18 protein-coding genes are annotated in these 13,640 nt (G+C 41.3%); 2 read left to right on the top strand and 16 right to left on the bottom strand.

Annotated elements, in window-relative coordinates:
- Positions 1–21 precede the first annotated feature (21 nt).
- The 9 genes from J2Z48_RS02285 to J2Z48_RS02245 form a co-directional block, all read right to left on the bottom strand.
- Positions 22–1,071: a type II secretion system F family protein gene (locus J2Z48_RS02285; RefSeq protein ID WP_307250630.1), complete on the bottom strand. Its 1,050-nt coding sequence runs from the start codon at positions 1,069–1,071 to the stop codon at positions 22–24.
- Complete coding sequence (locus J2Z48_RS02280) at positions 1,022–2,140, bottom strand: GspE/PulE family protein (RefSeq protein ID WP_307250628.1); 1,119 nt, start codon at positions 2,138–2,140, stop codon at positions 1,022–1,024. Before J2Z48_RS02280 ends, J2Z48_RS02285 begins: the two co-directional genes overlap by 50 nt.
- 148 nt (positions 2,141–2,288) lie before the next feature.
- Positions 2,289–2,972, bottom strand: a complete 684-nt coding sequence (locus tag J2Z48_RS02275; RefSeq protein ID WP_307250626.1) for a TerC family protein — start codon at positions 2,970–2,972, stop codon at positions 2,289–2,291.
- Between the two features lie 81 nt (positions 2,973–3,053).
- Positions 3,054–4,256, bottom strand: a complete 1,203-nt coding sequence (thiI, locus tag J2Z48_RS02270) for a tRNA uracil 4-sulfurtransferase ThiI (protein WP_307250625.1) — start codon at positions 4,254–4,256, stop codon at positions 3,054–3,056.
- Positions 4,253–5,416: a cysteine desulfurase family protein gene (locus J2Z48_RS02265; protein ID WP_307250623.1), complete on the bottom strand. Its 1,164-nt coding sequence runs from the start codon at positions 5,414–5,416 to the stop codon at positions 4,253–4,255. Before J2Z48_RS02265 ends, thiI begins: the two co-directional genes overlap by 4 nt.
- A gap of 161 nt (positions 5,417–5,577) precedes the next feature.
- Positions 5,578–5,835: a hypothetical protein gene (locus tag J2Z48_RS02260; protein WP_307250621.1), complete on the bottom strand. Its 258-nt coding sequence runs from the start codon at positions 5,833–5,835 to the stop codon at positions 5,578–5,580.
- The gene (locus J2Z48_RS02255; protein ID WP_307250619.1) at positions 5,832–6,623 is read right to left on the bottom strand and encodes a ParM/StbA family protein; all 792 of its coding nucleotides are present in this window, start codon (positions 6,621–6,623) and stop codon (positions 5,832–5,834) included. Before J2Z48_RS02255 ends, J2Z48_RS02260 begins: the two co-directional genes overlap by 4 nt.
- A 77-nt stretch (positions 6,624–6,700) precedes the next feature.
- The gene (gene msrA / locus J2Z48_RS02250; RefSeq protein WP_307250617.1) at positions 6,701–7,180 is read right to left on the bottom strand and encodes a peptide-methionine (S)-S-oxide reductase MsrA; all 480 of its coding nucleotides are present in this window, start codon (positions 7,178–7,180) and stop codon (positions 6,701–6,703) included.
- 13 nt (positions 7,181–7,193) lie between these two features.
- Positions 7,194–7,754 (bottom strand): beta-class carbonic anhydrase, encoded by a 561-nt coding sequence (locus J2Z48_RS02245; protein WP_307250615.1) that lies wholly within the window; start codon positions 7,752–7,754, stop codon positions 7,194–7,196.
- A gap of 304 nt (positions 7,755–8,058) precedes the next feature.
- Here J2Z48_RS02245 and J2Z48_RS02240 point away from each other — a divergent pair, with 304 nt between their 5' ends.
- Positions 8,059–8,313: a PGPGW domain-containing protein gene (locus tag J2Z48_RS02240; RefSeq protein ID WP_307250613.1), complete on the top strand. Its 255-nt coding sequence runs from the start codon at positions 8,059–8,061 to the stop codon at positions 8,311–8,313.
- Positions 8,314–8,376: 63 nt separating this feature from the next.
- On the opposite strand, the gene J2Z48_RS02235 is transcribed toward J2Z48_RS02240, so the two are convergent.
- The 4 genes from J2Z48_RS02235 to J2Z48_RS02220 form a co-directional block, all read right to left on the bottom strand.
- Positions 8,377–9,024, bottom strand: coding sequence for an O-methyltransferase (locus J2Z48_RS02235; RefSeq protein ID WP_307250611.1), 648 nt, complete (start codon positions 9,022–9,024; stop codon positions 8,377–8,379).
- Positions 9,025–9,097: 73 nt separating this feature from the next.
- Positions 9,098–9,505: a DUF4190 domain-containing protein gene (locus J2Z48_RS02230; RefSeq protein ID WP_307250609.1), complete on the bottom strand. Its 408-nt coding sequence runs from the start codon at positions 9,503–9,505 to the stop codon at positions 9,098–9,100.
- Positions 9,506–9,590: 85 nt separating this feature from the next.
- On the bottom strand, positions 9,591–9,872 hold the full coding sequence (locus J2Z48_RS02225; protein ID WP_307250607.1) for a DivIVA domain-containing protein: 282 nt from the start codon (positions 9,870–9,872) through the stop codon (positions 9,591–9,593).
- Between the two features lie 127 nt (positions 9,873–9,999).
- Positions 10,000–10,500, bottom strand: a complete 501-nt coding sequence (locus J2Z48_RS02220; RefSeq protein WP_307250605.1) for a YhcN/YlaJ family sporulation lipoprotein — start codon at positions 10,498–10,500, stop codon at positions 10,000–10,002.
- Between the two features lie 149 nt (positions 10,501–10,649).
- Here J2Z48_RS02220 and ftsW point away from each other — a divergent pair, with 149 nt between their 5' ends.
- The gene (gene ftsW / locus J2Z48_RS02215; RefSeq protein ID WP_307250603.1) at positions 10,650–11,783 is read left to right on the top strand and encodes a putative lipid II flippase FtsW; all 1,134 of its coding nucleotides are present in this window, start codon (positions 10,650–10,652) and stop codon (positions 11,781–11,783) included.
- A 27-nt stretch (positions 11,784–11,810) separates the two neighbouring features.
- On the opposite strand, the gene J2Z48_RS02210 is transcribed toward ftsW, so the two are convergent.
- The 3 genes from J2Z48_RS02210 to J2Z48_RS02200 all read right to left on the bottom strand — a co-directional run bounded on the left by J2Z48_RS02210 (position 11,811) and on the right by J2Z48_RS02200 (position 13,621).
- Positions 11,811–12,101 carry a 2Fe-2S iron-sulfur cluster-binding protein gene (locus J2Z48_RS02210; protein WP_307250601.1) on the bottom strand — a complete coding sequence of 97 codons (291 nt, stop codon included), beginning with the start codon at positions 12,099–12,101 and terminating at the stop codon, positions 11,811–11,813.
- A gap of 54 nt (positions 12,102–12,155) precedes the next feature.
- Entirely contained in the window at positions 12,156–12,770 is a 615-nt protein-coding gene (locus J2Z48_RS02205; RefSeq protein WP_307250599.1) for a DedA family protein, read from the bottom strand.
- 95 nt (positions 12,771–12,865) lie between these two features.
- Positions 12,866–13,621, bottom strand: a complete 756-nt coding sequence (locus J2Z48_RS02200) for a cysteine hydrolase family protein (protein WP_307250597.1) — start codon at positions 13,619–13,621, stop codon at positions 12,866–12,868.
- Positions 13,622–13,640: the final 19 nt, after the last annotated feature.

Below are 13,640 nucleotides of genomic sequence, written 5' to 3'. Positions count from 1 at the left end.
TCCCCCAGCCACCCCTTTCTTCTATAAGCTTTGCACCATCTGTAGCATAGGAAGAAATAGTGCTAATACAGCCAGCGCTAATAAAAAACCGAGACACGAGATTAAGATTGGTTCAAGTAATTTGGTAAACCGTTCGATCTGTTGCTTCATCGTTGCTTCCACCATGATAGCCAAAGATTGAAGTGTCTCATCTAATTTCCCTGTCCGCTCCGCAATTGCGATATATTGAGCAAATGTCGAAATCGTATACTCATTTAGATATTTTTGGCATGCCTGTTCAAGCGTCTTCCCTTCTAACAAAGCATCTCTTACAAAGCCGATTCGCACAGCGATAATCCTCCATGGGGCACGGAGATGCAAGCATTCGATTGCTTGAAGTAACGGGACACCAGAGTGCAGGAGGGAACCCAATTGGAGCGCCAAATAATGTGTCACGTGAAACTTCATCCAAGACCGAAGGCCGATCACTCGAAAACTCAAGCGCTCACCATAAGATCTCATCTGTTTGGGACTTCGAATCCCTAGATATACAAGGAGACCGATCAATACCATTAGCACAATTCCCATTATTGGAAGGACTACTCCTGCTATGTTGGTAAAAGTAAATAACACCTTCGTTAACCAAGGCAAATCAAGACCCATCGTCATATACATTTCCTCAAAACGTGGAAGTACAGTACTAAGTAAAAAAATGAATGAAGCGATTACTAAGACCAACACAATCGCTGGATAGGTACACGCTTGTCTGATCTCTTGCGTAATCTTCGCCTGTGTCTGATAAAACTGTTCACACTGCTTAAGACCTCGTTCATAATCCCCATATTGCTCTGCCGCCGCTACTAGTGAAACCATAAAAGGAGGCAATGTGCTTTTTTGTAGCGCTTTTGAAAAAGTGGCACCTTGTTCTAAATGGTTCATGACGGATCTACCTACACTAGGAGAAAGTACTTTTTGCTGAATCAATAATTCGATGCTCGTTACAAGCGGAACACCGCATTTTAACAAATGCCGTAGTTGACCGCTAAATTGAGCTAGTTGATTGAAGGTCCAGTTGGATCTCTGCCACATCATTCATCACCCGCAACATTTCTTCATAAGTGGTAATTCCGCTTGATACTTTTCGACGAAACCCTTCTGGCAAGAAACGAATTCCTTTTTGACGAAAATGATTCCGATATCGTTGAATCGTACGACTCTCAATAATCAGCCGACGAAAATCATCATCTACTTCCAGCACTTCAAATACACCTGTACGCCCGTAGTAACCTGTATGATGACACTCCTGACAACCACTAGCTTGACAATACAGGCAACCTTTGCGAATCAAGCGCTGCGCAACCACACCCGATAATGCATTGGCAACTCGATACGGCTCGATGCCCATATCCATCAAACGTACCACCGCTCCAATCGCATCAGCTGTATGGAGAGTTGTCAACACGAGGTGCCCTGTCAACGCTGCCCGAATCGCAATTTCGGCCGTTTCTAAATCACGAATCTCACCAATCATTATGACATCTGGATCCTGACGAAGGATCGCTCGTAACCCCACACTAAAATTCATTCCTGCTTTCGGATGGACTTGTACTTGATTGATTCCAGGTATCTGTACTTCCACAGGATCTTCTAAGGTGATCACATTTCTGGCGGAGTCGTTTAAACATTGCAACATGGCATATAAAGAAGTACTTTTTCCCGATCCAGTGGGGCCTGTCACGACAACTAGACCCGTATAGCGCTGTAAAACCTGCTCTAACCGCCCTAATTCTTCTGGATCCATTCCTAAGTTATGAAGTTGAATCAATTCCTTTTTTGTTTGTAAGAGACGTAAGACGGCTTTCTCTCCGTATAAAGTGGGAAGCAATGAAACACGCACCTCTGCTGCCATCTGATCTAAATGAATCGTCATAGCCCCATCTTGTGGCAAACGACGCTCTCCTAGGTCTAGTTGGCTCATCACCTTGATCCTCGATAACAGAGCAGGTGCATGTTCAACCGGAACACGATGCGTCTCAAGCAAGAAACCATCTATCCTCTGTCTGACACACATATAGTCTGGAAATGGCTCTAAATGAATATCACTTGATCTACGTACTACGGCATCTCCCAATAGCTCAGTTAAAAACTGGACAACATCCATGTTAAGTCCCTCTTCACTCTTAATATTTTCAGTAATTTTTGATTTTTTTCGACCTTATACCCCTAAATTCCTCCTTTTTTGGGTAGACAAGTTAAAAATAAGAATCCCCATTCAGGATTGATTGCCGTTTCCTGAATGGGGATTCTTATTACACCGTTCTTCTATTATGATCTTCTATATACTTTTTCCACAAAACGCCGACTAAAACAACGATGACAGCCAATGCGATCGGAATAAGGAGTTTTAGACCCTCTAACCCCTGCAACAAGTATTTAGCAATTAATTTGTCTCCTACAATGAGACCACCCGCCGTATACCCTAAAATAGCCGATCCCACATAAGTAAGCCATGGCAACTGGTTCATGATCTTGGCAATCAATCGACTACCCCACATAATAATCGGAATACTGAGAGCTAGTCCAAATAGAACCAAATAAATATTTCCATGAGCAACGCCCGCAACCGCTAGAACATTATCTAAACTCATCACTACATCTGCAATCACAATCGTCTTAATCGCGCTTCGCAGATCTTGATGACTCTCCACATGCGTTCCTTCGCCATTATCCTCTACAAGTAACTTTACCGCGATCCAGAGTAGCAACAATCCACCAATCGACATAAGGAATGGGACATTTAACACATACGCAGCAATTGCCGTTAACGTGGCACGAAGAACAATAGCAGTACCTGCTCCAAATAGGATTGCTTTCTTCTGCTTATCTTCAGGCAAGTTTTTCGCAACCATCCCGATCACAACAGCATTATCACCACTTAAAATAAGGTCCAAAACGATAATATTAAAAAATGAAAGCCAAAACTGCGTGTCCATCATTCAACCCCTTTCTAGATTGTTTCCCTCTCCACTTTACCACGAAATAATTTACTTAATGAAATAAATATATACCACATCCTAGAAAAAAGATGCCTCTTCCTCTTTTTGCGGAGAAAAATCAATCACCTCAACATCATCTACTGCCTCTTGGACAAGTTGTTCCACATTCAATTTTTCCTCTAGACGTTCACACACTTCTATATCCGGTCTTGTTTTAGGTGCTTTCGGAGTGAAAATGGTACAACAATCTTCATATGGTAAAATAGATGTCTCATAGGTATCGATTTTTTTAGAGATATCAATGATTTCGGTTTTGTCCCATCCAATCACAGGACGTAAAATGGGCATATTGGTTACAGCATTAATAGCAGTCATACTTTCTAGCGTTTGACTAGCCACTTGTCCTAAACTTTCACCCGTGACTAATGCAAGCGCGCTATTCTTCTTCGCTACTGCTTCTGCAATCCGTAACATAAAACGCCTCATAATGGTAATCGTATATGATTCATAACAGTGCTTATTAATTTCGGTTTGAATCTCCGTAAACGGAACGACATGAAGACGGATTTTCCCACCAAACCGGGTAAGCTGCTGCGCCAAGTCCATTACTTTTTGCTTCGCTCGCTCGCTTGTAAAGGGGTAGCTATGGAAATGAAGCGCATGAAGTTCCACGCCACGTTTTAAAGCCAGATATCCAGCAACAGGGCTATCAATCCCTCCCGAAAGCAAGAGAAGAACTCGTCCACTCGTTCCAACAGGCAAGCCACCCAACCCTGCAATATCATTACCATATATATATGTATCTTGCATCGAACGTATCTCAACATGTACAAAAAAATCTGGATTCCGAACATCTACTTTATAATGGGAGTCAGAATGAGCCAGCAGGTGCCCCCCCACTATCTGATTCATCTCTTGAGACCCGATCGGGAAACGCTTATCCGCCCTCTTACACCCTACTTTAAACGTTTTCACTTCATTTCCTTGACTCTGTAACAGGTGTAGCGCCGCTTCCTTAATCACTTCAAGATCTGTCTCTACGCGCATCGCCGGACTAAATCCAACCAGCCCAAATACATCTTTACATTCTTCTATAATGGGTTCAGCTGGATTATCACCCAGTTCGATAAAGAGCCTGCCAAAATGTTTACTTACCTTAATTCCAGCAAAACGCTCTAACTTCTGGCGAATATTACGCACTAAGCGTTCTTCGAAGTCTTTCTTATTTTTCCCTTTTAAGGATAGCTCTCCATAACGGAGCAGGATACAATTCACATTCATTTTCTTCGCACCTTCATCACTTGTTGTAAATTTGGAACCACACGTTCCAAAGCTTTCACGCAATCCATTATATCTTGTTCCTCTGTTTGATAGCCCATGCTAATTCGAATCGAACTTGTCGCAACTTCATCAGAAAGTCCCATCGCACTAAGTACCCGACTCGCTCTTTCATTCTTAGAGGAACAAGCTGATTTACTAGAAACCAGTACATGTTCTGTTTCCAAGGCATGAACCAATACTTCTGACTTCATCCCAGAAAAAGATAGGTTGATAATGTAAGGAGCTCCCCCTGCCTGGGTTTGATCTCCGTTCACGATAACATGATCCAGCTTGTCCATTATGGTTTCAATAAATCGTTCTTTCCATAGTTGAAATTGATTCATTCGTCTCTCTTGTTCTTTTTTTGCTAAGATCGTCGCCTTTGCTAGCCCAGCAATCCCTGGTACATTATGCGTACCACTCCGCATGCCATTTTCTTGCCCCCCGCCTATCAATAACGGCTTGATCACAACGTGTTTTCGCAGATACAAAGCACCCGTACCTTTAGGACCATGCAGTTTATGAGCAGACAGCGAAAGGGCATCTACCTTTGCCTTACGAACAGATAACGGAATCTTCCCATACGACTGAACCGCATCTACATGGAAAAGTGTCTTTGGATACCGTTCCAAAATAGCACCGATCTCTTCAATCGGTTGCACTGTGCCCACTTCGTTGTTTACATGCATAATCGAAACTAAGATCGTTTCATCCGTCATCGCCTCTTCTAACTCATGCAGACGAATACGACCTACCTCATCTACAGGTAAGTAGGTAACACGAAAACCCTGTTTCTCTAGATAAGTGAACACTTCAAACACAGAAGGATGCTCCACCATCGTGGTGATAATATGTTTACCCCGGCTTTGGTATTGCTCCACTATGCCGCGAATCGCCATATTATTGGCTTCCGTACCACCTGATGTAAAAAGAATCTCTTGCGGCGTTGCTTCTAGTGCCTCAGCAACCACTTTTCTAGCTTGTTCAACTAATCGTTCTGCTTTCACGCCCATGTTATGCAAAGAGGAAGGGTTTCCGTAACATTGCTCTATGACATCTGTCAACATCGTCAACACTTCTGGATGAACTGGAGTGGTTGCACTGTTATCTAGGTAAATCACGCGAGCACTCCCTTTACTTAAAAATAGCTTCAAACATCATACCACAGTCATGTTCATTCGATAAGGTTCGTTTCTCTTAAAAGAGTATCCCACATTTTGAGTTTCATCACTCAATAAAAAAGACAGGCAGATGCCTATCTATGAGATCTTCTTGCCAATCATCAGCCAAATGGCAATCCGCTATTACGAATCTCGTTTTTCTTAGTAATGGGTTCTGGTATCTTAGGCGACTGGTTTCCACTTCCTTTTTGGTATCCATGTCGCCAAGCAAATAACAAATGTTTTGCTAAATTACTAAAGTTATCGGTCTTTTGATGGATATACATGTAAAGCTCTTTTTCGAGTGGATCCGCTATATCAAATGTAACTGTCAACATCTTTTGTGACGAGCCAGAAGGAGCTGATTGACGGCCATTCATAATGTAATCAGCGCCCTTCCTACTTCATAGTACCCACGAACATTAGCTGTTTGTGGATCACTCATGGCAAAGGCATAACGAAAATGCGACTGTAGATATGGCTCCAGATGAAAAGCCACACCACCAATTAATAAAACCACATCGTCAGAACTCCAACTTTTGGAGACATGAGCCGCGATCATATCTGCCATCTCTCTTGCATTGGATTCTCGAACCGTTTCCCAACCAACGGGTATGGTTCCAGATTCTCGATCAATAAAAACCTTATCTTTAAACGTTACATAGTTTGTTGTTTTCGCGCCTACATCTACAATTCTCACCAAACCTGCACGAGGAGCGGAAAAAAATGCCCCCCCACCCTCGATGGTGGTATATACCCTCTGTACATAAAAGCGCTTCGTCTGTCCGTTCACCGTTACCTCATGATGACCTTCTAATAGCTTACGAACCGATTCCCGCTCTTTTTCCGTATAGTTGCTGATAGGTAATCCCGTTACTAAATCAACCGTTCCCTGAGCTCCAGACAGATGAATTCCTGTCAAGGCAAGAAGAAGCGTTTCTTCTACAGCTTTGGTTTCTTGCATCGCTTGACGAGTAAACTCCCCTTCTCGTTCAGCCAGATTTCCAACAAACCAATTCTTACCTTGATACTGAAGTTCTATATCACCTTCAAGCTCTTGGCGATAGTTACGCTTTCGCCAACCACTCACTTTACTAGGAAACATAAACGTGCGATTTTCGGTTCGTACTTTTACAAAGCTTCTACCGCAATCAATTGCTACTAACATCGCTATCCCCCTCCGTTTTCATGTATATGAAACGGGGGCAAGCAATATGAAAATCTCTTTGCATGATGTCTACTCTTTTAGAGATGGCAGGAGCCCAGTCCTCTTTTTTCTAGATATCGTTGATGATATTCCTCCGCACGATAAAAAGGCGAAGCTGGGGTGATTTCCGTTACAATCGGATTTTGCCATTTGCCAGATGCATCTAACTCCACTTTCGAAGCTTCAGCCCATTCTTTTTGTTGCTCGGAATGGTAGAAGATTGCAGACCGATACTGGGATCCTACATCTGGTCCCTGGCGATTTAGTGTCGTCGGATTATGATTCTCCCAAAACACTTGTAAAAGAGTCTCATATGACACCACACTTGGGTCAAATGAGATTTCTAGCACTTCAGCATGCCCTGTTTGATCTGCGCATACTTCTTGATAAGTTGGCGAAGTGGTTGATCCACCCATATAGCCTACTGCTGTATGCTTTACTCCCGGAATCACACGAAACGCTTCCTCTACACCCCAAAAACATCCCGCTCCAAATGTTGCTTTTTCTAATTGTGACATTGACAAAAACCTCCTACTCGTACCCTCTTATGACTTCGTCTAGTTTCCCTGTGTTTGGATCGATTACCAACCCATGAACAGGTATATTGCTAGGAAAAAGCGGATGATTACGGATCATGCTTACACTTTGCATGACTCCTTCCTCCACTTTACTACAACCACATAGCCACTTCTCCACATCAACACCTTGATCGTAAACCGAATCGAGATCTTCTTGCATGACCCCCATTTGCTTAACCCGATCTAATACCATACCTGATTCTAAACCAATCATGCCACAATCATAGTGACCGATCACAAATACTTCTTCTACAGATAGTAGGCTCACTCCGACCAAAATGCTTCTCATCACCGATCCATATGAATTACTGATTAGAGCACCAGCGGTTTTCACTACCTTCGCATCGCCATTTTGAAGATTCATCGCTTTAGGTAATAATTCTAACAGTCGAGTATCCATGCACGTAACAACTAAAATCTTGTCCCCTGGATATTTCCCCGTTTGATAAGGAATATATTCTTTTCTACGTACAAACTTATCATTGTAGGCTAAAATCCCCTCTAACTTCCTCAACCATATCACCTCTGATTAGACTGAACACTCACCTAAGAAAAAATACTTGTCTCCATTATAACAAACTAGCTCTTCTACAGCTCGCCTAAGTAACAAGTAATTATGGGTATGCCTAGTATATTCCAATATTTAGCTATTAAAATAGATACAATTATGTTTAGCTCGTTGGTCTCAGGGAATGAATAGAGAAGCATTATTCGTCAAATAGACAAAAAGAAAAGCTTGTCCCCGTTAAATTTTTTTAGATATACTAAAAACACACAATAGTAACGATCTAAAAAGGAAAGGAGCTGATTAACTCTTTATGACAGCACGAAAAAAACTATGGCTAAACATCTTAGGATACTTCTTTTTAGTATTAGGAGTTATCGGTTGTGTCCTTCCTTTTTTACAAGGAATTCTCTTTATTCTAGTAGGTCTGAGCATATTATCTCAAACCTCGCCTTGGGCGGCACGCCTCTTAGATCGATTCCGAACGAAGTACCCGAAAATAGCAGAGAAGACCGATGCCTTTCTTCTCAAATTATTTCCTAAAAAAAAAGGGACATCCAAAAACTAAAGAAGAAAAAAGACAAATCCTCCAACTAAACGTGAACCAAATAATGAGAGGGTTTGTTTTTTATTATGCTTTCACCCTCGCTACTCCAAGTCCATCGCCAATAGGGAATAAAATGGCTTCCAAGCGTGGATCAGACGATAAGATTTCATTTACCTTTCTCACTGCCGCAGGAGCAGGGTTCAGAGCATCTTTTTCATCAAAAATCCGTCCATTAAAAAATAGGTTATCACAACAGAGAATCGCCCCGGAATCAGCTAGTTGCAGGACTTTCTCAATATAGAAAGGATAATTAATTTTATCGGCATCAATCACAATAAAGTCAAATTTCTCATTTTTACCGATTAGCTGATCTAGTGATAGAAGTGCATCTCCCACATAGATAGAGACCTGTTCCAACAAGCCGGCACGTGATAAATTTTGACGGGCAAAGTTGGCATGTTCTTCTTTTAGCTCTAAACTTATTACCTCCCCATCAGTCCCCATTCCTCTCGCTAACCAAATCGTACTATATCCGCCTAGTAGTCCAATCTCCAAGGCCCGTTTCGCTCCTGAAATCTTAGCCAATAGGTAAATAGCCTTGCCTACTTCTGGTGGTACTGAAATAAGTGGTAGTCCATTTTCCACTAAGCCAGTAGTGACGGATTTTAATAAGTCATCTTCCTGTACATACAATTCTTGAATATAAGCTTGCTCTATTTTCTTTTGATCCATGTTTCACTGATCTCCCTTGCTGCAACAAAATACAAAATCCCACTGCACCAAGACTAGCACAATGGGACGACTCTTAGCTATATATCATCATAGGTAAAATAAGAGTAGTTAGTATCAAAACCACTGCACCAATGCCAATTCCATACCATCCCAAGCGATCGTCATATCGAAGAGCCAGCACTCCTAATACAATCCCAATCGGCGCTAAAATAAAAGGGATGATAAAAAAGGAAAGGATTGAAATCAAGATAGAAGCCATACCCAATTTAGCAAGTGTCGGGATACGTGATCCTTTTGTTTCCTTAAACTCATCCGAGACTCCTTCATGTCGAGTACGTTCCGTACGCATTGAATAGCCTGGTGGTGAAATTCCTACCTCTTGTGCAATCTCAACGTCATCATGTACCGAAAGGTTGGGCTTATTTTCTTGCCCAGATGATTCATCTGATCGTGGTTGATTATCATTTTCAAAATGATCCATTCGCACATTCCTCCCTTTCGGTATTGTGTCCACATCCAAAAGGAACTATACGATGGCAAAGGCTCATTTTTGTATTATTCCATCTTTAACGCAGGACTCTTTTTTCAAGCCTATCGATCCGCGCTAACATCTCTCTAATAATCTCATCATATTCGGATAAGTCAGGGGCAGCAGCCTGCTCTCTTCTCGAAGAGGTGCTTCCTCCACCCTTGGAAAGCTCTCTTTTTAACTGTTCATTTTCATGTAGAACTTCCTCATAATCACGTACAATGATATCCAAGAATTCATCTACTGCTTTTGCATCATAGCCACGAAGAACTGTTTTAAAATCTTTATTAATAATATCCGTAGGCGTGATCCGTTTCATCGTCTCCACTTCCCTCGTAAATTTGTATAGTACTTATTATAACGAAAACAAACAAATCAACAATGTCGATATAAGAACAAATTAGAAATAAAAAAGACTAGGTCATTGGTCCTAGTCTTCGTTCATTTCACTCAGGAGAGAGAGAAAATTGCTGTACAACATTTTTTAATTGTTGATTGAAGTCATTCATTGGCTTGTTGTCGCGGGCCTGTTCTGTTATATCTGTTATCGTTCTCATAAAGTCTGGTTGAACCGACAGGTACACGCTCCGGATTTCGGATCTGGCTTGCTTCACTATATCCGTTATTTTCTTTCGCATCATCGGCGTCATCGTAAAATGAGTAAAATCTTTCTCCATACTTAACCCTACGTAAGCCGTTTCTTCCGTAATAAGTACCTTAGCATCTTTCACCTTAGGAAGGGCTTTGATTTGTGTTTCGATCCCCTCATCCTGTTGAAATGCTGAATTCATCCCTTGATTCGTGTTCTCAGGGGCTGATATTTTAATGGGATTGTAATTTGGGTCGTTCAAGTGATTTGATTCTTTCCGGGAATAAACCGCGCATCCAATCGAACTCGATACCAAAACACTTATCACCAATACTTTACCAACACGATTCAGTTCCATCTTTATTCCTCCATCTCATGATTCCTTGCGCTTAGTATGAACAGGATGGAGACACATCATGAGCAAATCAGGTGACAAACTTTGTGTTTGACTAGAAGATTTTGGTATAATCGTTTCTATATAGTTTTTTCATTAAAGGAGTCGTGAGTATGAAGCGAGGAAAGCCAGATTTTTGGCTGATATTGGTAATATTTCTGTTGGTAGGCTTTGGACTCATCATGGTTTTTAGCACAAGTTATTATAAAGGATTAGTTGACTATCAGAATTCATATTATTTCTTTCAGAAACAATTAATGTTTACAGGAGTTGGCTTTCTCGCCTTCTTTATCGCCATCAATATCCCTTACACTTTTTATCGAAAACACATTGGGAAATTTCTACTACTTACCGTGCCCTTACTTATTTCCGTCTTCTTTCTCGCTAAAGAGATTAACGGATCACAACGGTGGCTAGTACTCGGACCGATTTCCGTCCAACCCTCTGAAATTGCGAAAATCGTGATGATTATCTACACGGCATCCATTATGGTAAAAAAACAGAGTGTTATCAATCAATTTTCGAAAGCATTATTTCCTCCTCTTGTCGTAATCGGCTTCATTTGTGGCTTATTACTAGCTCAACCACACTACAGTGGAATGATGATTATTCTAACGACTTGTTTGGCCATTATTTTTTGTTCAGGAGCTAGAGTGCGACATCTTTTCGGGATGTTTGCTACGATTATCCCTGTAGCACTAGCTGTTCTATTCATAAAGGACTATCGTATCGACCGGATTATGGCGATTGCGGATCCATTCAAATATGCCTTGAGTGAAGGAATGCAAACGGTATATTCGTTATACGCAATTGGTCCTGGGGGTCTAACAGGGGCTGGGCTGGGAAATAGCATTCAAAAGCTGGATTATCTACCTGAGGCACATACAGACTTTATCTTCTCGATCATTGCAGAAGAACTTGGTTTCATTGGTGGGCTATTTATGATCCTCTTGTTCCTTACTTTAATCATTCGAGGTATTTTAATTGCAGCGAGAGCACCTGATCAATTTGGTACATTACTGGGTGTAGGTATCGTCACGTTAATTGGAATTGAAGCTGTTTTTAATCTAGGTGTGGTCACAGCTCTATTGCCAGCAACCGGAATCCCTCTTCCCTTTATCAGCTATGGAGGCTCGGCACTCATTATTAAGTTGTTTGCAATGGGAATGCTACTAAACATTTCGCGTTATTCCCAATCCAAAAAGGCAAATACCAACACAGTCAAAAAAACACCAATAAACGCATAAAAAAACTCTCCCGTTCGGAGAGTTTTTTTAACGTGGTTCGATTACTGCTTCTACATCACCATATACAAAGCATTGACACGCTAAGCGATTCCCTTCAGCTAGACCCTCATCACCAATATGATGATATTCACGTTCAGTCGGCTCACTCAAGTGGTCGCTCCCAGAGGTGATTTTTACATAACATTTCGCACAATTGCCTTTGGTACATTTAAACGGAATGGGAATAGACTCCGAAATCGCTTCTAATAAAAAGTTACTTCCCTCTGTCGCTTCATATTGAAACAATGTACCCTCGGACATAACCTGCACTTTTGGCATGATTGTTCCCCCAATGAAAAGCCCTATCACCCGTTGTGACAGAGCTTTTATCTACTATTTTGTATGTATTGATTTTCGTTGGTTTACACGGTACAGATACCAAATTAGCCAAATGATGGCAATCGGAATGACAATAAAAAGCGCCTCCTGGCTATATTTATGGAGGTAGTTAAAAGCCACTTCCCAGTTATTCCCTAATATATGTCCCATGCCGATAAAAGTAGCGCACCAGACAATGGCACCTGAGTAAGCAAATAAGGCAAATCGAGTAAAGCGCATTCCAGAAATCCCAGCAAGGTACGCAGTTACATGTCTGACCCCAGGAATGAAATATCCTACAAAGAGTAGCCAATTTCCGTATTTACGAAACATAAGTTGAGCAAAAATTAATCGTCTTCTGGTAATAAAAATACGAGGTCCATATTTTTTTAAGAATGGATAGCCAAACCTTGAACCCAGTATATAACTAATGGTTATCCCAGAAGCTGACCCCGCTAAAGCGCTAAAAAAGGTAAGGTACAAGTTTAGCTTTCCAGTCGTTGTGAGATATCCTAGAAATGTCATCATAATTTCGTCAGGCAGCGGAAGCCCCACGATTCCAAGTACCAAAAACAAAAAAATACCTATGTATCCATAGTGTTGTAGTAGATCAACCAGTTGCTGTTCCATGAAAGCACTCCAATTTCCTATAACATACAAGATAACTTACAGATAACATAACACAAACTCATTTCGCATTCCACTAAGGGTGCGAAAGAAACACCTTATACCTCTTTCTTTTCCGACAGATTTGTGACTAAAGTTATACCATTTGCTTTCATGTGGTAGAGGAAGACTATGTCGAAGAAGTCAGCATCATGGGCAAATGAACCTATTTCATTGGCTACATCGATCGAAAGATCGTACGTTTTCACGTGGGAAATAGGCACTATTACCTCTACATTGGCATTTCGTTCATTAGCGAGCAACCGAATACCCATTGCATTTTGATAAATACAAAGATCCGTGCAATCGCCTACGATCACAAATGTACTTTTGGGATTTCGATCGAAGATAGCAGCCAATGCTTCATGAAAAGGCAAACCATCCTGATTCACTCCAAATAATCCATTTGTGGCATTTTTGGAGAAGGTTTGGGTTCCTTCTTGATCTTGATAGGTTCGAAGTTCGTCTACGATTTCTGCTTCTATGGTTCCACGTACACAGTGAGGGGCAAACGAATCAAATTCCACTGCCTGCTCTGGATGTGCGTCATGGAGAAAGATGAAGTTGGAGGCTAAGAGGCCTCTTTCTAATAAGGAGTCAGTTAGTTGTTTAACAGGCTGAACCATTTCTCGAACTCGTGAGCTAGATAAAAGACCTGTGTCGCAAAAGCCTTTCACAATGTCTACATATACCAAGTACAGATGCTCTACTCCACCTGCTTTCGCAATAAGTTCATCGATTGTCCATGTGGGTGATTGTTTTACGTTGTTTTCAATATGAGTTAGGAATTCATAATGTTGATTTGTATTTGTCAAAGAAAATGGCCCCTTTCTT

The organism is Croceifilum oryzae (genome assembly GCF_030814315.1).
Taxonomy (GTDB): Bacteria; Bacillota; Bacilli; order Thermoactinomycetales; family Thermoactinomycetaceae; genus Baia; species Baia oryzae.
Note: the sequence above shows the minus strand (reverse complement) of the source record. Positions and strands in the feature narration are given on the sequence as shown.